The 23936-nt window shown below is 40.0% G+C and carries 25 protein-coding genes and 1 other annotated feature; of the genes, 17 read left to right on the forward strand and 8 right to left on the reverse strand.

The window, feature by feature from the left end:
• Nucleotides 1-60 precede the first annotated feature (60 nt).
• The 6 genes from rsgA to AA0Y26_RS11165 all read left to right on the forward strand — a co-directional run bounded on the left by rsgA (nucleotide 61) and on the right by AA0Y26_RS11165 (nucleotide 6183).
• Nucleotides 61-1110 (forward strand): ribosome small subunit-dependent GTPase A, encoded by a 1050-nt coding sequence (rsgA, locus tag AA0Y26_RS11140; protein WP_413367856.1) that lies wholly within the window; start codon nucleotides 61-63, stop codon nucleotides 1108-1110.
• A gap of 159 nt (nucleotides 1111-1269) precedes the next feature.
• Entirely contained in the window at nucleotides 1270-2016 is a 747-nt protein-coding gene (locus AA0Y26_RS11145) for a GNAT family N-acetyltransferase (RefSeq protein ID WP_413367858.1), read from the forward strand.
• Between the two features lie 5 nt (nucleotides 2017-2021).
• Nucleotides 2022-2267 carry a hypothetical protein gene (locus AA0Y26_RS11150; RefSeq protein WP_413367860.1) on the forward strand — a complete coding sequence of 82 codons (246 nt, stop codon included), beginning with the start codon at nucleotides 2022-2024 and terminating at the stop codon, nucleotides 2265-2267.
• A 251-nt stretch (nucleotides 2268-2518) separates the two neighbouring features.
• Nucleotides 2519-3031, forward strand: coding sequence for an N-acetyltransferase family protein (locus AA0Y26_RS11155; RefSeq protein WP_413367862.1), 513 nt, complete (start codon nucleotides 2519-2521; stop codon nucleotides 3029-3031).
• A 104-nt stretch (nucleotides 3032-3135) separates the two neighbouring features.
• On the forward strand, nucleotides 3136-4398 hold the full coding sequence (locus AA0Y26_RS11160; protein ID WP_413367864.1) for a M48 family metallopeptidase: 1263 nt from the start codon (nucleotides 3136-3138) through the stop codon (nucleotides 4396-4398).
• A 294-nt stretch (nucleotides 4399-4692) separates the two neighbouring features.
• Nucleotides 4693-6183: a flavin-containing monooxygenase gene (locus AA0Y26_RS11165; RefSeq protein WP_413367866.1), complete on the forward strand. Its 1491-nt coding sequence runs from the start codon at nucleotides 4693-4695 to the stop codon at nucleotides 6181-6183.
• A 339-nt stretch (nucleotides 6184-6522) separates the two neighbouring features.
• Here the strand turns inward: AA0Y26_RS11165 and AA0Y26_RS11170 are convergent, their stop codons facing one another.
• The 4 genes from AA0Y26_RS11170 to AA0Y26_RS11185 are packed head-to-tail and all read right to left on the reverse strand — an operon-like array spanning nucleotide 6523 to nucleotide 10451.
• Nucleotides 6523-7335, reverse strand: a complete 813-nt coding sequence (locus AA0Y26_RS11170) for an ABC transporter ATP-binding protein (protein WP_413367868.1) — start codon at nucleotides 7333-7335, stop codon at nucleotides 6523-6525.
• Complete coding sequence (locus AA0Y26_RS11175; protein ID WP_413367870.1) at nucleotides 7335-8372, reverse strand: FecCD family ABC transporter permease; 1038 nt, start codon at nucleotides 8370-8372, stop codon at nucleotides 7335-7337. Before AA0Y26_RS11175 ends, AA0Y26_RS11170 begins: the two co-directional genes overlap by 1 nt.
• The gene (locus AA0Y26_RS11180; RefSeq protein ID WP_413367872.1) at nucleotides 8369-9406 is read right to left on the reverse strand and encodes a FecCD family ABC transporter permease; all 1038 of its coding nucleotides are present in this window, start codon (nucleotides 9404-9406) and stop codon (nucleotides 8369-8371) included. Before AA0Y26_RS11180 ends, AA0Y26_RS11175 begins: the two co-directional genes overlap by 4 nt.
• On the reverse strand, nucleotides 9399-10451 hold the full coding sequence (locus AA0Y26_RS11185; RefSeq protein ID WP_413367873.1) for an iron-siderophore ABC transporter substrate-binding protein: 1053 nt from the start codon (nucleotides 10449-10451) through the stop codon (nucleotides 9399-9401). Before AA0Y26_RS11185 ends, AA0Y26_RS11180 begins: the two co-directional genes overlap by 8 nt.
• A 178-nt stretch (nucleotides 10452-10629) precedes the next feature.
• Here AA0Y26_RS11185 and AA0Y26_RS11190 point away from each other — a divergent pair, with 178 nt between their 5' ends.
• From AA0Y26_RS11190 to AA0Y26_RS11215, 6 genes are all read left to right on the forward strand, one after another.
• Nucleotides 10630-11661 carry an NAD(P)/FAD-dependent oxidoreductase gene (locus tag AA0Y26_RS11190; protein ID WP_413367874.1) on the forward strand — a complete coding sequence of 344 codons (1032 nt, stop codon included), beginning with the start codon at nucleotides 10630-10632 and terminating at the stop codon, nucleotides 11659-11661.
• A gap of 241 nt (nucleotides 11662-11902) precedes the next feature.
• Nucleotides 11903-12106: a binding site (T-box leader), on the forward strand.
• Between the two features lie 40 nt (nucleotides 12107-12146).
• Nucleotides 12147-12671 carry an N-acetyltransferase family protein gene (locus tag AA0Y26_RS11195; RefSeq protein ID WP_413367875.1) on the forward strand — a complete coding sequence of 175 codons (525 nt, stop codon included), beginning with the start codon at nucleotides 12147-12149 and terminating at the stop codon, nucleotides 12669-12671.
• A gap of 175 nt (nucleotides 12672-12846) precedes the next feature.
• Complete coding sequence (locus AA0Y26_RS11200) at nucleotides 12847-13548, forward strand: phosphopantothenoylcysteine decarboxylase (RefSeq protein WP_413367877.1); 702 nt, start codon at nucleotides 12847-12849, stop codon at nucleotides 13546-13548.
• On the forward strand, nucleotides 13545-14081 hold the full coding sequence (locus tag AA0Y26_RS11205) for a nucleotidyltransferase domain-containing protein (protein ID WP_413367879.1): 537 nt from the start codon (nucleotides 13545-13547) through the stop codon (nucleotides 14079-14081). Before AA0Y26_RS11200 ends, AA0Y26_RS11205 begins: the two co-directional genes overlap by 4 nt.
• On the forward strand, nucleotides 14078-14293 hold the full coding sequence (locus tag AA0Y26_RS11210; protein ID WP_413367880.1) for a hypothetical protein: 216 nt from the start codon (nucleotides 14078-14080) through the stop codon (nucleotides 14291-14293). Before AA0Y26_RS11205 ends, AA0Y26_RS11210 begins: the two co-directional genes overlap by 4 nt.
• A 5-nt stretch (nucleotides 14294-14298) precedes the next feature.
• Nucleotides 14299-14841: a GNAT family N-acetyltransferase gene (locus AA0Y26_RS11215; RefSeq protein ID WP_413367882.1), complete on the forward strand. Its 543-nt coding sequence runs from the start codon at nucleotides 14299-14301 to the stop codon at nucleotides 14839-14841.
• A gap of 221 nt (nucleotides 14842-15062) precedes the next feature.
• Here AA0Y26_RS11215 and AA0Y26_RS11220 read toward each other — a convergent pair whose 3' ends face one another.
• Nucleotides 15063-15929: a fructosamine kinase family protein gene (locus AA0Y26_RS11220; RefSeq protein WP_413367884.1), complete on the reverse strand. Its 867-nt coding sequence runs from the start codon at nucleotides 15927-15929 to the stop codon at nucleotides 15063-15065.
• A 220-nt stretch (nucleotides 15930-16149) separates the two neighbouring features.
• On the opposite strand from AA0Y26_RS11220, the gene AA0Y26_RS11225 reads away from it, so the two are divergent.
• From AA0Y26_RS11225 to AA0Y26_RS11235, 3 genes are all read left to right on the forward strand, one after another.
• Entirely contained in the window at nucleotides 16150-17115 is a 966-nt protein-coding gene (locus tag AA0Y26_RS11225; protein WP_413367886.1) for a quinone oxidoreductase family protein, read from the forward strand.
• 412 nt (nucleotides 17116-17527) lie between these two features.
• Nucleotides 17528-17716, forward strand: coding sequence for a hypothetical protein (locus AA0Y26_RS11230; RefSeq protein ID WP_413367888.1), 189 nt, complete (start codon nucleotides 17528-17530; stop codon nucleotides 17714-17716).
• 70 nt (nucleotides 17717-17786) lie between these two features.
• On the forward strand, nucleotides 17787-18224 hold the full coding sequence (locus AA0Y26_RS11235) for a hypothetical protein (RefSeq protein WP_413367890.1): 438 nt from the start codon (nucleotides 17787-17789) through the stop codon (nucleotides 18222-18224).
• Between the two features lie 87 nt (nucleotides 18225-18311).
• Here AA0Y26_RS11235 and AA0Y26_RS11240 read toward each other — a convergent pair whose 3' ends face one another.
• The 3 genes from AA0Y26_RS11240 to AA0Y26_RS11250 form a co-directional block, all read right to left on the reverse strand.
• Nucleotides 18312-18578, reverse strand: coding sequence for a hypothetical protein (locus AA0Y26_RS11240; protein WP_413367892.1), 267 nt, complete (start codon nucleotides 18576-18578; stop codon nucleotides 18312-18314).
• Between the two features lie 87 nt (nucleotides 18579-18665).
• The gene (locus AA0Y26_RS11245; RefSeq protein WP_413367894.1) at nucleotides 18666-20450 is read right to left on the reverse strand and encodes a S9 family peptidase; all 1785 of its coding nucleotides are present in this window, start codon (nucleotides 20448-20450) and stop codon (nucleotides 18666-18668) included.
• 189 nt (nucleotides 20451-20639) lie between these two features.
• Nucleotides 20640-21125, reverse strand: coding sequence for a DinB family protein (locus AA0Y26_RS11250; protein WP_413367896.1), 486 nt, complete (start codon nucleotides 21123-21125; stop codon nucleotides 20640-20642).
• 487 nt (nucleotides 21126-21612) lie between these two features.
• Between AA0Y26_RS11250 and AA0Y26_RS11255 the strand changes: the two genes are divergently transcribed.
• Nucleotides 21613-22731: an ABC transporter gene (locus AA0Y26_RS11255; RefSeq protein ID WP_413367898.1), complete on the forward strand. Its 1119-nt coding sequence runs from the start codon at nucleotides 21613-21615 to the stop codon at nucleotides 22729-22731.
• 12 nt (nucleotides 22732-22743) lie between these two features.
• Entirely contained in the window at nucleotides 22744-23934 is a 1191-nt protein-coding gene (locus AA0Y26_RS11260; protein WP_413367900.1) for an ABC transporter permease, read from the forward strand.
• Nucleotides 23935-23936 lie beyond the last annotated feature (2 nt).

Here is a 23936-nt window from a genome sequence, read left to right on the forward strand (position 1 = left end):
GTAACTGCTGAATTGCAGTTACAGGTTTTTTATTTTTCTTATAAATAGGAGGACGTACAGTTGAAATTAAGTCAAATTGGTTTTACAACATTTTTTGAGGAACAGTTAATCGACGGGCAGCAAAATCGTTCAGTTGGCCGTATCATATTAGAGCATAAACATTCGTATCGTGTCCTATGCGAACAAGGCGAGTGGCTGGCAACCGTTTCTGGCCATTTTGCCTATGAAACAAGTAATCGACTGGATTACCCGGCTGTTGGGGATTGGGTAATCGTTGAGAAGATGCCCGGAGAGGAAAAAGCTGTTATTCATCAGCTTTTAAAGAGACATTCCGCATTTGTTCGAAAGATTGCAGGAAGAGAAATTGAACAGCAAATTGTAGCGGCCAATGTAGATATCGTATTTCTTGTGATGAGCTTGAACGATGATTTTAATATCCGCCGGCTGGAGCGTTATATAACGGCCGCCTGGGATTCCGGAGCAAAGCCTGTTATTGTGCTGACTAAGGCAGATCTATGTGATGATTCAGTTCCTTTCATCATGGATATAGAGCGTAATGCGCCGGGTATTGAGTATATTTTGACAAGTATGGTCACTAATGAAGGAATCGCACAGCTCAAGGGAATTCTTCAAGAAGGCATAACAGCGGCATTACTTGGCTCTTCAGGCGCCGGGAAATCCTCATTAACAAATGCTCTGATGGAAAATGATTCAATGAAAGTATCATCCATACGTGAATCAGATGCTAGGGGACGCCACACAACAACTCACCGGGAGCTGTTGATGCTGCCTTCTGGAGGATGTCTGATAGATACACCAGGCATGCGCGAATTGCAGCTATGGGATCAAAGAGAAAGTTTAGACGCCAGTTTCAGGGATATTGAAGCACTTGCTGCACATTGCCGATTCCGTGACTGCACACATAGTAAAGAACCTCATTGCGCTGTCCAGAGAGCAATTAAAGAAGGGGAGCTCGAAACAGCAAGGCTTCAGAGCTATTTAAAGCTTGGCAAGGAAATTGCCTTCCTCGAAAAAAAGCTAAATACTCAAAACAAGCTTGAAGCAAAACGTAAACAGAAAAAGGTGTCAAAAGGAATAAAAAGAAAATAAAGAACGTGAGAAAAAGACAGCAGGCTGGCTAAGAGTTTGGCGTCCTCAAACCTTCGACACCTGACGGATTAACCGGTGTTAAATAAGTGCCGCTGTAATATGCGGCACAATTTAATTAGTATATTGTTTTTAAAAAAAGAATAGAGGTTGAAGAGAAAGATGATTACATTTGATCATATTAATCGGGATGGAAATCTTTTAAACGAAAAAGAATTGTATAGACAATACCATACTCCTGACATGTTAAGCCGTTATGACAGTAATTTAATTGATTTCAAGAAGATGCCGAATTTACGAGAGTTTAAAGAAATTGAGCAGCTATTACATAACTATCACAAACAATATAGGCAGAATCATTTAAAGTTTACGTTTCCTCCAAATGAAAAAATCAGCGGGGAAATAGCAGAGTATCTAACACGTGAGGGCTATTCAATTGGTTTTTTGGAACTCTATTCTATAGAACCAAATAAATTTTCATCTACGGGGAACCCAGCAGTAAAGGTACAATTTGTAACAGAAGATGAGCTAGAGGCTACACTTGAGCTGAATTATAAAGAAGATTTACATTACGGTATTAATTTTGCAAAGGAAAAGAAAGAGCAGCTTCAGCATCTTTTTATACGCAATGACAGACATTTTGTCATTGCTTATGTTGATGAAGTGCCAGCGGGATTTTTACACTTAATTGAACATCCGGAAATCGTGGAAATCGATAACTTCTTTGTTTTAAAATCGATGCAAAGAAACGGGATTGGAAGTCAAATTCAGCAGTTTGTTATGGATCATTTCGCAGATAAAACTATCATTCTGGTCGCAGACGGGGAAGATACGGCAAAGGATATGTACCGTAAACAGAATTATCAATATCTAGGTTTTAAATACGAGGTGTTGAGAGTTGATGAGTAAGGGGAATGTCGGTTACTATAAGAGTATATTTACAATTATTTGAAATAAAATTAATTCCGGTAGGTGGTTACATGACGGCAAACTCAAAAAAGAAAAAGAAAAAGAAAAAACAAAAAGAATATGATAGTGAAAGTTTTCTAGAAATAGTGGTTGGAGAGTTTATAGCTCCGGTTTTTGAGAGTTTTATTATGCCTGTTATTTTATTTATCCCTCGAATGGTAGTTCGGATGTGTCGGTTTATTTTTGATTAACAAGGATGTACCGATTCATCTCTATACTAGCCCGCTTTTAGGCTAGTAAACGATGCTCTCTCCACGATAGATATAAAGACATTCATGACCTTCACATTAAATGATGAAGTTCAGCATTCTATCCAAAGGGTGTTGAGAATCTGTAATAATAGTGAGATATGCTAGGATTGTCCTGTCGGGCAATCTTTTTAAATTCTTAAAAAGAAGAAAAAATGGGAATTCACATCATTATTAATGAAGAGGTGTTGTTTATGGGAAATGCAATTATGATTGAACAGGTAGATACAGCAGTAGATTATGCTCATGAGCTGGCTGAATTGCTAATAAAAGTTGTCCATGATGGGGCATCTGTTGGATTTTTGCCGCCGCTCTCATATGAGGATGCTGCAGCATATTGGAGGAGTGTTTTACAGACAAATATCATTGTTTTCGCTGCGAAGATCGACGGTCAAATTGCAGGGACAGTTCAACTAGATTTATGTACAAAACAAAACGGCCTTCACCGGGCAGAAATTGCAAAGTTAATGACACATCCGGGCTACCGGAGAAAAGGCATTGCTAGATTATTGATGAAGGCTGCTGAGGAGAGGTTGTTACTGGAGAAAAGATCCTTAGTCACTCTTGATACGAGAGAAGGTGATCCGTCTAATCTCCTCTATTCATCCCTTGGCTTTATTGAAGCTGGCAGGATTCCCATGTATGCGAAATCCGAAGACGGCACGCTGCATGCAACGGTATTTTATTATAAAATTTATGATATTTAATGAAGAAATCCTCATATTTTCACTTTTTCAACGGTAAAATTGAATGAGCGTTGAGACAAGCGTCGGCCGCTCTTTAACCACTTTACCGATGAAAAGAGGATGAAATGAAAACCAAGTGGGTTGTCAGGGCCTTATTATTGTACGTTGTCTATGCAGTTGCCATGTTTGCTTATATTTTTTTAAGTGACAATAGCGGGGTACCGGATGCTTTACGAGGAACTGTAGCTGATCCTAGTACATTCATGTCACAGCGAGAACTTTATTTAAGTGAAGGGTATTCAAAAACAAGGAATTTTCTTTACTTCATCATTACACCGTTTGAATGGCTTGTTTATATTGTTATTTTAATAACCGGCCTTTCTCGGGTGTTTGAACGCTGGGGGCAGAGAACCTCGAAATGGGTTGTGGGACAAACGGTCGTTTACCTGTTCTTTTTAACATTTACAACATCTCTTCTCATGCTGCCGCTGCGCTATTTGACACATTGGATATCAATGCAATATGGACTCAGCACACAGCCTGCAGCTGAATGGCTGAAGCATAATGCAATCGATTTCTGCTTTGATTTTGCCTGGGCGTTTATGATAGTAAGCATTATTTACTTCTTCATCCGGAGAAGCATCAAGCGCTGGTGGCTTTATGTGTGGATTTTGACGATTCCACTTATGCTGTTTTATTTATTCGTAAAACCTGAAATCATTGATCCGTTATACAATGATTTTACGCCAATCGAGAATAAACAGCTGGAGGAAAAAATCTTAACCCTTGCCGGACAGGCAGGTATACCGGCAGAGCATGTATATGAGGTGAAGATGGCTGAGCAGACAAATACGATGAATGCCTATGTAACCGGCATCGGCAGTAATACACGTATTGTGCTATGGGATACGACCCTCAAACAATTGTCTGAAGGGGAAATCCTCTTTGTGATGGCGCATGAAATGGGACATTATGTGAAGAAGGATGTTTATCGTGGAATGATTCTTTATTTCGCTATTACGTTCGTATCTTTCTGGCTCGTGGCGAAAATCATGAACCGCTTAATTCGAAAGCACGGCAAAACACTTCGTATTAAACGAATCCAAGAACTCCATTCATTACCACTTTATTTACTGCTATCGTCCGTCATTCTTTTTGCATCTGATCCATTGTCAAATATGGTATCTCGTCATGAGGAAGTTTTGGCCGATCAATATGCTCTTGAACTTGTAAAAAATGAAGAGGATGCGATTTCTACATTCCAGGCACTTGCCAAGTCCAGCTTGAGTGAGTCAAATCCACCGCTTCTCGTCAAATGGTTCCGTTACTCTCATCCACCGCTTATCGACAGGATTTATAATGTGAAGAAACAGGACAGCGAAAAGTAATAGACTGTTTCTACTAAAAAACACCTTGCCCAGCCGCAGCAAGGTGTTTTAAGTTTTTAATCCGGAAGTTGTCCATTTATCAGTATGAGGTATACCAACACTATTAATAAGACATTTTTCGGGCTTATTCTTATTCGCGTGGGGAAAAGAATAACTAGGTTTTTCAGCGAATATAATGAAACGATTGTGACTGGATTCAAGAAAAGGATTTTTTAAGCTTTAGGTAATAACAGAAAAGCGACTTAACATATAGGAAACAGCCTACTCATTCAAAAGAAAAAAGGGTGTGGAGAGATGACGCAATCTACAAATGCAAAATTTATTATCATCGGAAGCGGCTTTGCAGGCCTCATTGCTGCAGTCAGGTTACAGCAAATTGGAGAAAATGACATTATTATTTTGGAGCGTGCCGGAGATATTGGGGGAGTTTGGCGGGACAACCGTTATCCAGGATGCGCCTGCGATGTGGAGTCTCATCTATATTCCCTATCCTTTGCTCAAAATCCAGACTGGAGTCATAGCTTTGCAGGACAGCCCGAAATTCACAGCTATTTGCAAGATTGTTTTGGACAGTTCGGTCTGTTGGATTCTATACGCTTTCATCATGAGGTGCAGAAGATGGTTTGGCAGGAAGAAAAGGGGATCTGGCATATCCAGACGAACGAAGGAGAATATCGAGCGAGAATGGTGATAGGGGCTTTTGGTGCATTAAGCGATCCATCAATTCCGAAGTTGGATGGGATCGAAAAATTTAAAGGCCAAAGTTTTCACTCTGCGCAGTGGCCGGCAAACCTTGATTTGACAAACAAGAAGGTTGCGGTCATTGGCACGGGAGCTTCAGCTATTCAATTTATTCCAGAAATCCAGCCGGAAGTCCAGCAGCTTCATGTATTCCAGCGTACACCGGCATGGGTCATTCCACGATTAGACAGCCCGATCAGCGAGACAAAGAAAAGGCTATTCCGGTATGTCCCATTACTCCAGCGAGCCAACCGGTTAAAGATCTATACAGCACGCGAATTCATGGTACTCGGTTTCAAGCACCCAAGGATGATGCAAAAGGTAAAGGAAGAGGCGTTATCACATATGTTCAGTGCCATTTCTGATCCTAATTTGCGTAGAAAGCTGACACCAGACTATGAGATCGGCTGTAAACGCATTCTATTGTCAAATACGTATTATCCTTCCCTCGCTCAGCCGAATGTGGAAGTGAACATAAATGGCATTGCAGAAGTCGTAGCCGATGGCATAATCGATAAGTGCGGTCATTTTATAGATGTGGATATTTTAATATATGGGACAGGCTTTAAAGTAACGAACGCCCCTTTAACAGAGTATGTGTACGGGAAAGCAGGTCAGACACTTGCACAGGTTTGGAATGGCAGTCCGAAAGCCTACTTGGGGATTACAGTACCGGACTTTCCGAACCTATTCCTCATGCAAGGGCCAAACACAGGTCTCGGTCATTCATCAGTTCTGCTGATGATGGAGGCACAAGCAGTGCACATTCAGAAAGCAGTGAAACATATGCGTGCAAAAAGACTGGATGTTATCGAACCTAAACGAGAAGCACAGCAGCGCTTTGTTGAAAAAACAGCTTTGGCGCTAAAGGACACCGTATGGGAGAAGGGTGGATGTACAAGCTGGTATATCGATCAAACTGGAAGAAATGCATCTATATGGCCAAGCTACACATTTGTTTACCGTAGGCTAGTTGGGAACTTTCGGGAGGGTGATTATGAAACTCGTTTAGGAGGAATACCGCCCTTAATTTTACGTAGTTAACATAGAGATAAACAATTGGAGATCCATTTATTGTTAATAAGAATCATAAATTTAGCCTCCAGCTTGAGCTGCAGGCTTTTTATTGATTAGTATACTGCCATTTCAATATGTATAAGATTTAAGTCTATTTAATTCAATTTGTCACCAAGGATACTATTTCAGCATTTATGAAAAGGAAGGTCATCATATTCATTTATATTGAAGTGAAAAAGGGCAAAGCGCCAAAAGATACTGCAGCTGGATAAGTTGTACCATTTATCGATCGGGGTTACTAAAAAGAGAAATGAAGAGTCGCCTTCATTTCTCTTTTTTTACTTTACAATGATAAAGCAGCTAGGGTTATTTAACATGAGTATGCGAATGATACCGCCCAATTGGTACGACAAGCGGTGTATGGGAGACAGGATCGTCTATGACGACACAGTTCATACCAAAAATGTCGTTAATTAATGAGTCGGTAATCACTTCCTTTGGCGACCCTTCAGACACTAATTGTCCATCCTTCATGGCAAAAATATAATCTGCATACCGCGCGGATAAATTAATATCATGCAATACCATTACAATGGTTGTACCATACTTTTTATTCAAATCCGTCAACAAATCCAAAATCTCTACCTGATAGGTAATATCGAGGAATGTTGTAGGTTCATCAAGGAACAAAATATCCGTTTGCTGCGCGAGAGCCATTGCAATCCAAACACGCTGTCTTTGCCCCCCGGACAATTCATCGATATCTAAATCTGCAAATTCAGTTACCTTCATAATCTCCATTGCCTCAGCCACTGCTTCATAGTCCTTTTTTGTCCAGCCGCTAAATAATGATTGATGTGGAAAACGGCCACGTCCAATTAAATCAGCAACGGTAATGCCTTCAGGTACGATTGGTGATTGAGGCAGGACGCCTAGAATTTGAGCTAATTTCTTTGGTGGAATTTTTCTGATTGCCTTGCCATCTAGCGTAATATCACCTTGTGAAGGTTTAATCAATTTTGCTAATGTTTTCAGTAATGTAGATTTTCCGCAGCCATTTGAGCCGATAATCACGCTCATTTTATTGCTTGGAATTTCTAAATTGATATTGTGTAGTATAGTTTTTTCTTCATAGCCGGCTGCCAGGTGCTCTGCTCGAAACAAGTGCGACTTATCCATTATAATTCTCCTTTGCGATTCATTTTAATAAGTAAATAGATTAAATAAGGAGCACCTATTAAACCGGTGATTACACCAACAGGGAAGCGATATTCAAACGCAAATTGGCCGATTAAATCAGCGATTAATACGATATTCACACCGACCAAGCCAGCTGGAATAATATTGGATGCACCAACACCGACTAATCTATTTGCAATAGGACCAGCAAGGAAAGAAATGAAGGCGATCGGACCTGTCGTAGCCGTGGCAATGGCAACTAAAAATACGGCACATACAATTAAGATGAGTCGTGTTTTATCTGTTGAAATACCTAAAGAAGATGCGGTTTGTTCACCGAGTTCCAGTATACTCAATTGCTTCCCGTACATGATTGCAACTGGTGTTAAAATAAGAACCGCTACCATAAGCGGGGGAAGTTCGGTTAATTGAGATCCATTTAAGCTGCCACTTAGCCAGCGAAGTGCTGCAGAAATATCTTGCTGCGCACTTATGAGCATTAAATAAGAAATAACAGCATCTAGCATAGCTTGAATGGCGATACCAATTAATATAAGGCGTCCGATTGAAAAGGCTTTGCCCTTTGATAAGACATACATCACAATGACGGTGGCAAGACCTGCTATTACAGAGGCAATCGAAACAACTGTATTACTTGAATGAAGTACTGTTATACAAAATACAGCTGCTACACTCGATCCGGATGTAATCCCCAGTACGTTAGGATTTGCCAGGGGATTGCGCAGCATTGTTTGAAAAATATAACCCGCTACCCCAAAGGCAAAACCGGCAAATAAACCAGCCAGCATACGAGGGAAACGAATCGTATTCACAGCAAATGTAACACCTTGAATCTGCTCTCCAAATAAGGAACGAACGACTTCATTTACAGGATAAATTGTATTTCCGAGCATGAGCATGAGACAACATAAGAAGCTTGTACTGAGCGTAAGAATACCCGTTACAAGTAACCAGCGTCTACGTCTTTTTTGCATCCCTGAACGTATAAAGTTAATTTCAATAGATTCATTTTTCATAATGACCGCACTTTCGATTTCTTTGCTAATAATATAAGGATTGGTGCACCGATAAAGGCAGTAACAACGCCCACTTCAAGCTCTCCAGGACTGCCGATTACCCGGCCTAAACAATCAGAAATAATTAAAATAATAGCTCCTGATAAAGCGGACATCGGAATAACAAAGCGTAAATCCGGTCCTAAAATGAGGCGCATTACATGAGTTGAAAGAAGTCCGATAAACCCGATTGGGCCGGCTAAAGCCGTTGCAGCCCCACATAGCAGAACACCGCCTAGTGCAGCACTAAATCGCAGGAAAGTTGGATGCACGCCTAAACTCGATGCAACTTCATCGCCCAGTGCTAAAGCATTCAATGCTGGAGCTGTGATAAATGCAATACCAAGACCTACGAGTAAAAAGGGAATAAACGTGACAATGCTGTCCCAAGTACCTGAACCAACACTGCCAATTTGCCAAAATCGGAACTGGTCCATTGCATAAGTGCTCGGTATCATAATAGCTGTTACAAGCGAAGATAGGGCAGCTGTCGTTGCCGCTCCAGCAAGAACAAGCTTGATTGGTGTAGCTCCGCCTCTTCCTAACGAGCCGATTCCGAAAACAAAAATAGCCGTCAGACCGGCACCAATCAATGCGAACCAAATATACTGATTTGCAGACGTAATATTTAAATAAGCTATACCGAAAACAACAAATAACGAAGCGCCTGTATTTACCCCCAGAATACTTGGGTCGGCAAGAGGGTTGCGGGTAACCGCTTGCATAAGCGCACCCGCAACCCCTAGAGCTGCTCCGCAAAACAGAGCAAATATCGTTCTAGAAACGCGTTTTCTAATAATGTTCGCACCATGAGAATCCCGGTCCGGATAAAATAATCCATCCACCAATTCCTGCATGCTGATTGCTCTAGCCCCAAAGAGCAGTGAAGCTGCAATACTAGCAATTAGTAATAGCACTAACACTATCAGCGTAATTTTAAAGTTTTTCGGTAAATGAAAGTCGTTTTTTTTACCCAAAACCGAAGAATTATTCATTGATCTTATCGATTGCTCCGCCAATTAATTCTAGGTATTCATCAATTGTATACTCAATGGATAAAGGGTTAGGTGTTCCGGCAGCTACTAATGGAGTGTCAGCTGTAATAAATGCAACTGAACCTCGTTCAACCGCTGGAATCTTGCCAAGCAATGGGTCAGCCTGGATAGCAGCTAACAAGTCTGCATTCCCATAACCGACGATTAAGTCTGCATCATATAAAGCTTCTGTGTTTTCAGCACTTAAATTTAATGAATAGCTTGTTGGATCTGTAATTAATTCTGTAATGCTTTCAGGAACAGACAAGCCTAATTCATGTAAGAAAGCAACACGTGAATCCACAGGTGTGTAAATATGTAACTGGGATAGGTCTTGCTCAGAGAAGTTTACCCAAACCACTTTTTTACCATCAATTTGTGGATATGCTTCTAATTTTTCAGCAATCATCTTTTCAACATCTGCAATCAGTTGTTTACCTTCTTCTTCCATACCCATCCCTTTAGAGTTGAGCTCTACTTGTTCGCGCCAAGTAGTTGCCCACGGAGCTGTTGGGTATGCGACAACTGGTGCGATTTGTGTTAATAAATCATAGTCTTCCTGAGTAATACCTGAATAAGAGGCTAGAATAACATCTGGCTTTGCATCTGAAATGGCTTCAAAATCAAGGCCGTCCGTATCCATAAATACGTTTGGATCTGTTACACCAAGCTCATCTAACTTTTCTTTTGTCCAAGGTAATAAACCGCTGTCATCTTGCACACCAAAATTTGCTGCCGAGAAGCCAACCGGTACAACACCTAAAGCTAATGCCACATCATGGTTTGCCCATTGAACTGTCACAATACGTTCAGGTTTTTTCTCAATCACCGTTTCTCCTAAAGCGTGCTTAATTGTGATTGGGTATGCTGTTTCAGACTCAGTTTCAGTTTCAGTTTCTGAAGTGCCGGCAGATTTATTTACTTTTGTTGATGACTCATCAGAGCAGCCTACTAAAGCAAATAACATCATGACTGCCATTAACATGGTGAAAACTGTTTTTTTCATGTTCGTACCTTCCTTTTTCTTATGAATGAGTGAATAAATGAAGATTCTTTTCAACAAAATAATTGAAAAAGATTCTCATTATCACTAAAGAATGTTATACTTGTAACCAACTTATGTCAATACAGTTTCTTAAAATTTAGTTTATTAATTTTGTACTGAAATTTCGGAGGAATGAATAATGAATATATACGATGTGACGATTATTGGCGGCGGACCTGCAGGATTGTATAGTGCGTTTTACAGCGGCTTAAGGGATTTAAAAACAAAGATTATCGAATTCCAGCCAAAGCTTGGCGGAAAAATCAATATTTTTTCTGAAAAAATGTTATGGGATGTTGGTGGTCAGCCGCCGATCCTAGCCGGGGACTTTGTTGAGAATCTAAAGCAGCAGGCGATGACTTTCGATCCGACAATTTGTTTAAATTCAAAAGTACATGAAATCCGAAAAAAGAATGGGGTATTTGTAATCGAGACAACGGATGGAAAATATCACTATTCTAAAACTGTTATTATAGCGACTGGCGGCGGCATTTTTAGCCCGATTAAGCTTGAAATTGAAGGTGCTGAAAAATATGAAATGAAAAATCTCCACTATACAATTAAAGGCTTAGAGCGTTTTGCGGGTCATGAAGTGTTAATTTCAGGCGGGGGCAACGGTGCAATTGATTGGGCGGTCGAACTATTACACGTAGCCAAGAAAGTAACGGTCATTTACCGTAAAGAAGAATTGACAGCACATGAAGCACAAATCAAAAAACTGCGAGATCATAATGTAGATATACTGCTAAATGCGGAAATCACTTCGTTGTTGTCTAATGAAGATAAATCAAAAATTGAAACAGCCGTAATTAAGCAAAATGGTCAAATATTATCGATCAATGTGGACGATATTGTGATCAGCCATGGATATAATAGAGAGGTTTCGTTACATTTCGCACCTGAAATTGAGCCGGAGAAAAAAGATAATTATTGTTTAGTTAGTACTGGACAATGCAAGACGACTGTTCCTGGTATTTTCGCTGCGGGGGATATTGTCACTTATAATGATAAGGTCGGCTTAATTTTAGGTACATTCCAAGATGCAGTCCTCGCAGTGAACAGTGCAAAGCTCTATATGGAACCAGAGGCAAATGAATATGGAATGGTCTCCTCACATAATGACAAATTCAAAGAGAAGAACCAGCAAATTTTAGAGCGAAAGTTTGCTTAGGTACAGTAAACAGCTAATTGACTTGAGGTGAATCCATAAGCTCCTATTCATTATAAGTAACGGAGTATCGGTCCCTCGCATGAAAGTTATGTTTCCCTTTTACAAAAAAACCTTGAAATAATACAAGCGCAGACACCATTCAGATGTCTGCGTCTTCAATTTCTTCGAAATCTAAAAATATAAATGGAAAAATTTACTTGACGAAACATTCCCTTTTTCTATATAGTTTTCGTAACCTCATATTGATTCAGTGATCGGAAGTAGTAGGAATATCCCGTCTTAGAGAGAGCTGTCGGCTGGTGGAAGACAGCATTCGGAATTTCGAACTCGTCCGGGAGGATTCATGCTAAAGGAAACCAGGCATGGACGGCAGCTACCGTTATAGTATAAGTGGACCGATTATGGTCAATGAGAGTGGTACCGCGGAAATAACTTCGCCTCTTTTTAAGAGGGGAAGTTTTTATTTTTTAAAGGGGGATGATGAGATGAATATTCAAATTCGAAAAGCTGTGTGGGAAGATTCGGAAGAAATTGCAAAGGTACATGTGGAGAGCTGGAGAACGACGTATAGCGGGATTATGAAAGACTCCATAATTGCTGGACTGGATGTAGGAAAAAGAACAGAGCTGTGGAAAAACAACTTGACTATAGAAGGAAATCTCGTAGTAGTTGCTGAGAAGAATGGGCAAATTATTGGATTTGCCTGTGGTTCAGCAGTGAAAGAAGGGGAGTACCCTGAATATGATGGCGATGTTACAGCAATCTACTTTTACAAAGAAGAACAGGGTAACGGATACGGAAAGCTGCTTTTAGATGCGCTGTTTCAAGAGTTTTGCCAAACGGGCTTCCGTAATGCGATTGTAAAGGTGCTCGATCAGAATAACAGCAGATACTTTTATGAAAAACTTGGCGCTAGGTTAATTGACAGCCAGGAGGTACCCCAATATGGTGAGGGGTTGAACTTGTTGACATATGGGTGGGAAAATCTTCCGCCTCTTGCAAGAATATAAAGACTGATAAAAATGGTATTGCTGCTTTATGGCGAAGCCCTCTAAGCATATTCTCTTCTAGTACAATCAGAAACCCTATCATGTTGCGGAGAAGAAATAGGATGCCATATAATGGAGTGATACAACGAATTTAATAATTTATATATTCAATTAAGTTAACAACGGGGGAAGCATTATGTTACAGGGCAAAACAGTGTTGATTACAAGTGGCGGAACGATGGAAAAGTGGGATGATGTCCGGGGCCATACAAACCTTTCAAAAGGAACAATGGGGTGTATGCTGGCAGAAAAAGCATTGGCAGCTGGCGCAAAAGTCATTTATATGCATGGCTATTTCGCAAAACTGCCTGAGCAAGCGGAACAAATGCAGCTAGTAAGGTTTGAAGGGATAGAAGATCTTGGTTCAAAGCTAAAAGGAATGCTGGAGCAAAAGCAAGTAGATGTGGTCATTATGGCAGTAGCAGGCTCTGATTGGGTGATTGATAAAGTTTTTAATCAGTCAGGCAAAGAAATGACTGAAAAAGGCAAAATGCCATCGGATGAGCCGCCGGTTATTCATTTTAAAAAAGCACCAAAACTTCTTGCCGAAATTAAGAAATGGGCGCCACATACAACGCTTGTCGGTTTCAAACTGGAAGCGACCGAAGATATGGATTACTTAATTAGCCGGGCTAGACTGAGAATGGAAACATCAGATGCACAAATGATGGTGGCGAATACGTCCAAATCTCTCTATGGCAAGGAAGAGCCGCACCTTCTTATCAAGCGAAATGGAGAAATACAAGAAGTGAGCGGTAAGGAACAGGCGGCACAGTCTTTAATAGAAGCTTTAAAAGGAGAATTATCTCATAAAGAGAAAACAGGTATGTCCTTATGAAAATTGAAGAAGCTGTCAAGAAGCTTGTTGCTAGTTTGAAGCAGGATCAGCTTGTGCAGGCAATCTTTTTAAAGGGGTCGATGGGGAGAAATGAGCACGATGAATATTCTGATATTGATTTATACTGCCTTGTAGACAAGGAAGATGTGGAGAAGTTCCTCCCCAGGCGTTTAGACCACGTGCGGGCATATAAGGAACTGTTGTTTCACGATGATATTTATATAATTGCACCGCAAATATTAGCAGTGTATGAAGATCTTGTACATCTCGATTTGTTTACGGTGACGAAAGAGACTTATATTGCAAAGGACTTGGTAAAAGTTTTGTATGACCCAGATGGAAGGCTAGACGCTCTTATCTGTCAGCATAGTCTTTCGCTTGAAAAAGAAGAGTATGGTTCTTCTATCAGTATTATTACAGCCACAAGCGGGGCAATGATCTATGGTCCATCCAAATGCTTAATCATTCACTCGTCCATTTCTCTAAATTGTTGTTACATATTTATTGTCCGGAGCGAGCACAGCTTGGTATGAAGACGCTCGAACGGTCTCTGCCGGCAAAACCGCTGAAAAAGCTCAAACATATTTATCAGTACTTAAATGTAGAAGAACATCATCAGGCAGCACAGCTGCTAATGAACTTTGTCGAATGCGAAGAAACTTCTATCACAAAGTTTGTCCCTGAACCAGAGGTGAGCTTTCCAGTATGGCGCGTAATGAAAAAGAAATTAAACGAGGAGGAATAGCATATATGTTTTGTATAAAGGTAGATGAGGAAGTATCGCTAGGATTATTTGAAAAACGTCATGCGAAGGAATTAGCAGAGCTGATCGACTCCTCACGCACGTATTTACGAGAGTGGCTGCCATGGGTTGATTATTCAACAACAACGCAGGATTCCGAGCAGTTTATCCAGTACTCCCTTGAACAATTCGCACGAAATGACGGCTTTCAATTAGCTATTCGCTATAAGGGGCGAATTGCCGGCATCATCGGATTGCACAATATCAATTGGTCCAACAGGTCTACTTCCATCGGCTACTGGCTCGGTGAAGGTTTTCAAGGAAAAGGCTTAATGACAAAAGCATGTGCAGCTGCAGCGGCATATTGCTTCGAAGAGCTTGAACTTCACCGAATTGAAATACGGGCCGCAGCAGGCAACCAAAAGAGCCAGGCCATTCCGGAAAGGCTTGGTTTTCAGAAAGAAGGCTGTATAAGGGAAAGTGAATGGCTGTACGATCATTTTGTGGATCACTATGTATATGGGTTATTGAAGAGGGATTACCAGGGTTAACGCTTCACTTATATCTTCGATGTTGGACAACACCTTCAAATCGGAAAGATGACTATGAAAGGCTGAGACCATTCGCGTTACCATTCACCATTCTATTGGTGGACTTATGAAACAGCAGTAAATGAATAAAAGAGGCAGCTATTGATTCTTATAGCTGCCTCTCTTAATTTAGTTGATTTACTTCGGTATACTTTCGTTATTTTTATATAATAGCCACTTTGTTACAGAGAGACGTATTTCTTTAAGATCTGATCAATTGGACGACCATATGATTCACCAAATAGATTGAGATGAACAAGCAAATAATACAGCTGATACAGTTCTTTACGTTCTTCGTATGTGTCACTTAAAGGGAAAACAGAAGTATAGGATTGGTAGAAGTCGTCATTAAAACCGCCAAACAGTTCTGTAAATGCAAGTTCGAACTCATGGTCACCGTACAGTACAGAAGGGTCGATAATAAATGGTGTTCCTTCTGGACCTGTCATCCAGTTTCCTCCCCATAAATCGCCATGCAAAATGGACTTTTTAGGCTGAGAAGGAATCCAACGGTCCAACTGATCAAGAAGCTTTTCCAGACGCCTCTCTCGATCATTCGCAATTCGTCCTTCTGCGCGCCCGCGCTCTAATTGCCCCTTCAGCCGAAAATCCCGGTAATAAGAGAGCCAATCGTCAAAAAGAGCGTTTTCCTGTTTCAAACCTCCTATATAGCTCTGCTTTTCATAGCCAAAATGCGTTCCTACATGAAGATGCAGTGCAGCAAGGTTCTCTCCCAGCTGCGTTTCTGTATCTTTTGTTTTTCGACCTTCAATCCACTCCATTAACAGTATTGGAATATCATCTATTTCCATCAGTGCATATACATGAGGACACGCTATTGTCTGTGTCTCGCTTATTTTATATAACCCATCCATTTCAAAACGCAAGAAATCAATTGGCTGCTTTTTATTTAGTTTGATAAAGTATTGTTGTAAGTCCGTTTCTACAAAAAAGGCTTCATTGATGTCTCCTCCAGAAATGGATTGGATACTACGCAGCTTTGGATTTTGCTCAAGCTGCCGAAGAGCCTGCATTATACGTCGCTTCATCGTAATCACCTCAAAATCACCTTATATTACGTATATATCATATAGCCTACTTTTTTCATAGTATTTTATAATATACTACTATAAATTACAAAACAATTTACTATCTTTTGCAGTATTGCAATGGTATTTTTATTGGCGGGAAAGTCTTATTAACCTGTATTTTCCATTTTGTGTATAATAAATGAGAGAGTAATAGAAGATTAGATGGGGAGTGTAACTAATGATGAAAGCAATCAGACAGTATGAGTTTGGCAAAGCGGATGTACTGAGGATGGAAGAAATACCTTTACCAGTTATAGCAAAAAATGAGGTATTAATTAGAGGTGCTTATACAAGTATTAACTATGCGGATATCAAATCAAGAATTGGTTCGAAGGCAAAAGGAACGTTTCCCTTTACTCTTGGACTGGATATTGCAGGGGTTGTGGAAGACGGGGGAAACACCCGATTTAAAAAAGGAGACCGTGTCATCGCATTTCCAAAGGCTGGATCTTATGCAGAATATGTAGCGGCACAAGAAGAGCTGGTATTTTTATTACCGGAGGGTATTTCATTAGAGCAGGCAGCAGCGATGCCAACCGTTTCAATTCTAGCCTATATGCTGCTTCATGACATTGCTCAGGTTACTCCAAACGATACAATTGTTATTCATAGTGCAGCAGGAGGAGTGGGTTCAATGCTAACGCAATTTGCGAAGCTTTTCGGTGTACGTAAAATTATAGCTACGATAGGTGATAGTAAAAAAACAGACTACGTAAGACGGCTGGGAGCAGACATAGTTTGCCATTATGATAATTTCATCGAATCGGTGGTGGAGGAAACAGAGGATAAAGGAGCAACAGTTATTTTCGATTCGGTAGCAGGAGATATTACACAGAAAAGCCTTGCCTGCCTAGCCAATTACGGAACGCTTGTACAATTTGGCAACAGCAGCGGCAAGAACGGGCAGATTTCGACTTCTGATGTACATAGCAGCTGCCGAAATATAAAGGGTTTCAGCCTGGGAACGACCCGTAAAGAGGATCCAAAGCGATTGGCTCCTGCAGCAATGAAAGTTTTTGACTATTTACTTGCCGGAAAAGTACACATTCCAATAGCTGATGTGTTTGAACTAAAGGATGTTCAGTATGCCCATCAATTGATGGAAAGCAGAATGCATCAAGGGAAAATCTTATTAAAACTATAGAAGGATAAATGTTCAGCCATTTTCTCTTCAATAGTCTAGAAAAAAGATGACATCTGTACTGTACAGATGTCATCTTTTAAACTAATGAAGCAGCTTTATCCCCGTTCTGATTGCTTCACGTTTTTCGGTTTTCTTTCTTCGATCATTTTTTCCACCCTTTGTGCAATACGTAAATAAAAAGGGGTAAAGATTAATTCGATAGATATTTCATTACCATTTAGTATATCTATACATTTCATTTACAAGTACACAAATCATTAGCCCTGAAGTTAGGTTGAATATATAGTAGAGGAACTAGTCCAGCTGATTGAACGGCTGCTGCAAGAACATATTGAAGGGTCTAAAGTGTTGAATGACTTACTGCCATGCTATAATAGAATGGAAAAATGATACATAAAAGGTGGTAGCAATCATGGAAAAAGAATTTCGAATGTATGTAACAAATATCACACAGGCAATCAATGTACTGCGGGAAGCGGGAATTAGTGCATCAGCAGATGGCACGTATATCCGTTTAAGCATCCCGGAAGAGAAGAAAACAGAAGTTATTCTCATGTTGAACAAAGAAAAGGTAGTTGTTTATGACATTGAGGAAATATAATCATGACTAGCTTGAAGGGGTTTGCTAGATGATAAATACATAAAGGTTGCTGAATCAGGAGGAATACAGCATGTTACAGAGAAAAATCATATCAGCCTCCATTTCCGGATCAGCATTTGCTGTTCTATTTTGCGTCATCGTCGAAGCAGGTGCTTCTGATGCTTTCATATCAATTATTTCAGGAATAGGCAGCTTCTTAATCTTTAGCTTTTCTATTACGTTGATCTATGGTATCGCTGCTTCAATCATTAGTGATGCAGTGGCTTGGTTATTTACAAGGAAAAGTAACTCTACTTCCGATAAACTGCTCATTTCGGGCGTTCTGCATAGTTTTTTCGGTCTTCTCTTTTTTTATTTCGGCCTTTTCGCCGCGCTTTTGTTTTTTGTAACGGATAAGTACTTGGAAAAGAAACACGCGCATTTTAAGTGGTCCCAAGCAGCAATCAGCTTACTGCTTCCAGCTGGTATTTGGTTGCTTTCAATAAGTATAGCTCCGTTATTTACGTAATATAAACTAAATCACCCCAAACCATATAGTAAATGGTTTGGGGTGATTTTTATTAAAAAAAGTTTGGTAGAGGAGGGGCGCCATCTATCAATCACCGCCGCCTCCGCCACCACCATCACCTCCACTATCTCCGCTCGTATCGGAGCTGGAAAAAGAGGTAGAGAAAAAATCCCAAAAAGAATCGGAGGAACCGGAATCATGTGAATAGTTGTTTCGCCGCTTCCGCTTTTTTTTCTTATTTGGCGATTTCATTAACCATTTGTGAAAATGAAATCTTTTCATCACAAATAAAAGGGCAAAATATAGGAAAAATGCCAGTACGACGAACATGAAGAAGGCTTTAAAGAATCCCATTCGAAAATCAACTCCTTACTTCATATTTTGAGTATAAAACTCCGGTTCTTCATTAGAGTATGCCAAGGATAGGCAAAAGATCGGTCCTTAAATATGTTGATCAAAGAACTCAAGCATCTTCTGGTAAACAAGAATTTCATTTGCTTTTTTTGAAAACCCGTGTCCCTCATCAGCCAAAACAAGATATTCCACTCGACGGCCTTTTTCTTCTAATGCCGCAACAATCTGATCCGATTCCTTCTGCACGACACGAGGGTCATTGGCACCTTGTATGACAAGCATCGGTTTAATCATGCCATCTAGATAAGTAATTGGCGAATCCTGCGTCAATCGCTCCTTATCTTTCTCCGCGTTACCGACCCACTGATCCATATAAGGCTTCCAGAATGCCGGCACTGATTCAATGAAGGAGAATAAATTACTTGGTCCGAAGATATCGACGACCGCTTTGAAATAATCTGCATGGCGGCCGTGTAAAAGAAGCGCCATATAGCCGCCGTAACTGCCTCCTAGTAACAGCATCTTATCTCTATCGGCGTAGCCGTTTTGAATCAGCCATTCCACACCTTCCAGGTTATCAAGGCGTGGGCCGTGTCCCCAATCTCCTTCAACCATTTTCATAAACTTCAGCCCGTAATTGGAAGAGCCTCGGAAGTTTGGCGCAAAAATAGAATAGCCGCGGTTCAGTAACACCTGAAACATTGAGCGGAACCATTTACGTTCCAAGGATTGCGGCCCACCATGCGGCCATAGAATCACATGACCGTTTGTATTTTCGGGTTTTGCTTTAAAGAATAATGCTTCGATTTCAAGTCCGTCAAAAGAAGGGTATGTGAGAATTTCCGGCTCTACTAAATCCTCTTCGCGAACGCCCGGTACCCGGAAATTCGTTAGCTCATCCCATGTTACACCATTATCTTTCGATACAAAAAGGTTGGTAGGACGTGTAGCGCTTCTTCCTTGTACATAAAGGTGGCCGGTTGGCATTACGACAACTTTTTCTACAATGCTTGAAGGGGCGTCAATTTTGTTTAACTCACCAGTTTCTAAAGAGTATTCATAGACTCGATCTTCTACCCCGTAGGAGCCCACTAGGTAAAGTACTTGATTCTTTTTTGAATAATGAAGCGCTCCAAAATCCTCTTTTTCCGGCTGTAAGACAGTTGTAAATTCCTTCGTTTGCAGGTCAAACTTCGCTAAATAGGTTAAGTCTGAATCATGGTTTGTAAGGAAATATACTTCTGTTTCGGATGTATAGACAACATCTGAAACGGTATACTGCGCATCCGTTGCAGGAGTCATCAATACCGCTTCTCCATCAATATAGGCGTAAGCAAGAGAATACGTATTACCGAATTCTTTTACTGCAATAAATGACGTTTCATCAGGGCTCACTGCAATAATGGCAGTAGGTGCCTCGCTGCCTTCAAGCAGCAGCTTTTCCTCTCCTGTTTCGATATCGTAAACAAAGTTGTTGATGTATGTCGGATTTCCCACCGTTCCGAAATAATAAAGACGTTTACCATCCTCACTTAGATGACTGAAGTGATGGCGCTCTCCTTCATTTGTGCGCAGCGGTATCCATTTGCCGCCTTGAGGGGGAAGGGCATAAAGCTGTATATTTTCATCTCCATCATTGTCAAAACCGGTTACGATAAATTCTCCTGTTTTCGCATATGAAAGAAACGAGGTGCTTTGATTTGGAAAAGCTAAAGGATAGGGGAATTGATTTGGTAAATCCATTGCCCAAATATTGAACTGGCCATTTAAGTTTGTACTGAATACCAACTGCTTTTCATCGGGACTGACCGTAAAGCTTTCAACTGTCAGTGTTTGAAAAAATTGCTCTACATCAGGTTTTTTAAATTGCATAACGACAACTCTCCAATTCTAGTAAGATACTTCCACGATAACATAATATTTCATATTTTCTAAAAAAATCAACTTTTCATGCTCTTTATTTTGTCTCTTAATAGTTATCCTCTCAGAAAAACTGCTGAAAAGTGAACAAAAAAATGCCAGTTCAGCCGAATAAAAGGCTTTCCTGGCACGAAATTTATATTAGTTTAACTGCTGTTTTACTTCCTCAATTTGCAGCAGGTGACGCTCTTCATGATAACCGACAAATGATATCCATTGCTGGATCGACAATGTGCCAAAAACAGGATGCTTGAATGATTTTTCATTTAAATCCTGTTCTGTAAGGGCTGCGGTTGTTTGAAGAAGCAATTCTCTTGATTGTGCAAGTTTGTTTTTTAATTCGCTTAACGTTTGGAATTCAGTCGTTGGTTCCAAGTGGGCTGGAGCCGGCACTTTTGTTGAACGATCTACCGTTAAATGGATTGGCTTTTCCTTAACAGCACTATATTGTTCCTGCGATTGCGCCTGCTTGATTCCTTTGGAGATTGTGATCTCCATTAAGTAAAGGTGTTCCAAATTTTGCGCAATGGTCCACACCCCTTCAGCAACGATTTCATTTAATTGCGTATCAGTCACTGTCTCTACACTATTTAATAGATTTTCTCTTACTTGTACATTATGTTCCATTCGACTCATTCTCCCATTCTCAACATTGTGGTTTTTGCTCATTCAGCAATCCAGCCATTTTAGACAAGAAAAAAATGGCAGGTAGCTGGCTTCATCTTACCGAAACAAAGATAGAAAGACAAGAAACATAACCCAAAAATTACCATGTATTTCAAACGTTTAATTCAATTTATTATACTTTCTTTCAATAAAAACGAATAATTACCTTGTTTTTTCTCGAAAAGTTCCTTTCAAAACGGGAAAACTATTATTTTACCTAGAAGCAACTAATAGAACAGACGATTAAAAGCGAATAATAAAAAGCAGCAGAATAATAGCGGGGTAGGTCTTTTTGTATGGTATTATCAACTCTTTAAAAATGGTAAAATTACTATTATTTCTAATTAATAGTATATTATGATGATTCGGAATTAATGAACGATTAAGAAGGAATAAAGCCATTTAGAAGAGCGGGTGATATGGTGAATATAATAAATGGAGGCTGCTTATGAGGAACGTGTTAAAGACCGTCATAATGATCGAAAAATCAAACAAGAAAAATATTGTTGCCTGTATCATTGTAGCGGTATTTGTGTTTGGTTTAATGTCATTTATTACAACTGAGGAAAAAGGTAACTTGGTAAAAGAAAGAACCGGTGACTATCAATCTGTTTCCTCTGCTCTGTATAAATTTCAAATTAAAGATGCTTCCGAGGGTGGGGATGGAAGCGGTCTGTATAAAAATCTTGTACGTCAGCAACGTGTCATATCGACTCAAAGGATGTCGGTAAGAATGGGTATACCTGATTTGTATTTAGAAACCTCTTTAGAGCTGGCAGACTTAAGGGATGCAGCATTTAAAATGGGGGGATACAAGGACATAGCTATGTACCTTCCTTCAAAAACAGAAAATGAACTCCAACGAATCTATTATCAGCATTTAGAGAAAGAAGGAAAGTTCGCTTCCGAAGAACCATTGTCCTACTTTCATTTTCTTGGCTATCTTTTCGGCCTGATAGGTTCACTCTGGTTTATTTTTATCAGCATTTATTCATGCGGCATCCTGATAGAAGAATTCCAACATACTTCCTTAATCAAAGGCTATCCTGTTTCGTTCGGAAAATATGTCATGGCGAAATGTTCTTCCTCTATGCTTATGACAGGAATGTTTATTTTGCTGCTGTTTATCTGCAGCCTGCCGTTAATTTACTACCACGGATTAGGGGACCCATTTTATCCTGTCGCTGTCTATAGCGGCAGTATTGAAGTATATTCAATCATTAAATATATAGGAATTTCTGTTCTTTATATGATTTTGATTGCTCTATTTGCGATACTGTTATCGGTCATATTAAATATGCTATTGAAAAATATGTACTTAACAATGTTCGTACAATTATTTTTCTATATTTCTCCTTACTTGTTCCCAAGTATGATGTCGCTTGTTCCATTTAATCCTATTAACTACTTGAATTTTAGTCGCATTTTAAATGGAGAGACCCTCGACCTTGCAAAACCGGCTGCATTACCAGCATCGGATGGCCTGCTGGTAATCGGGGTTTGCATTGTCGTCATGCTTGTCATTGTCAAAGCTTTCTTCACTGCTGGGAAGCTAAAAAAAGTATAGGAGGGTTAGGGTATGCTGAATTATTTCAAGTTTGAATTTCTACATTTTTTTTATAATAAGAAAAATATAGCTGTCTACGTTATTTTGCTGTTCTTTTCTTTTTATTATGCGATGACAGCAGCTCCTTCCTATGATCCGATTGAAAAAGTGGATGCACAGGAAATGGAGGCGAGGTATTTAACGAAGGAAGAGTTTTTAAATTCAGTTGATATGACCCGCGAAATGCATCCTTTGACGGCGTATGCTGTGCAAACATATCCTGAATGGAATCGATTTGAAAAGGAGCGGCTGGATGCTCTTGCTAAAAATGATTTGAAAGCATATGCAGAAGCGACATCCGGATGGTATACCTACTCTGACTGGATGATCTATGCAGGTGGAGACATGCTCTTTTATCACCCGCGCTATTATACATACGGTAATCATTATGCAAGGGAGGATGGACATTTTGCTTATCTCTCTGCTGCAAGCCGTTACGGGGGATACGCAGAAGGTGACTACGCCTTATCAATCGATGTGTTCGAAGAAAGAACAGCTTTGCAGACATGGCAGCGGCTTTTACAATCGTATTTACCGTTTATTCTTATTGTCAGCTGTATTCTTTTAACGGCCGATATTGTACTGAAAGACCGCAGGAATCCGACGCTGTTAAGAGGGTTTCCAATGTCGCCTTGGCGTAAATTACTAGCAAAAGGCGGAGTAGCCCTCTTTGGCAGTATACTTGCTTTTTTACCCCTTTCAGCAGGTCTATTGATTATTGGGATGAAGCATGGCTTTGGCAGCTTTGATTTACCTGTTCCTATTTATTCACACGATGATAAGACATTTTCGCTGATCAGCTTAGGAGAATTTATATTCCAGAATACAGCGTTTATCATTCTTTGGTTTATGCTAATCATTTCGTTGTTACTTTTAACGAGTATCTTGCTTCGAAATGAATTCGCTAATTTATTTATTGGATGTGCTGTTGTATTCGGAGAGTTTATGTATTACACAAGAGGAATTGGCTTTATCCGAGAGGTAGAATGGTATCCGACAAGCTTCATTCAGGTAGGGCAAGTGCTTTCCGGCTATCGTAATTATGTGTATGAGTCTCATATGCTTACATTCAAGAACGGTATGCTTGTCATTGGTCTGTGTATCTGTTTAGCCTTACTTATTACATTTATTATTAGTAATCACCGAAAGTTTAAGCAATTGTAAAG

Source organism: Lysinibacillus canaveralius, assembly GCF_047301505.1.
In the GTDB taxonomy this organism is placed as follows: Bacteria; Bacillota; Bacilli; order Bacillales_A; family Planococcaceae; genus Lysinibacillus_B.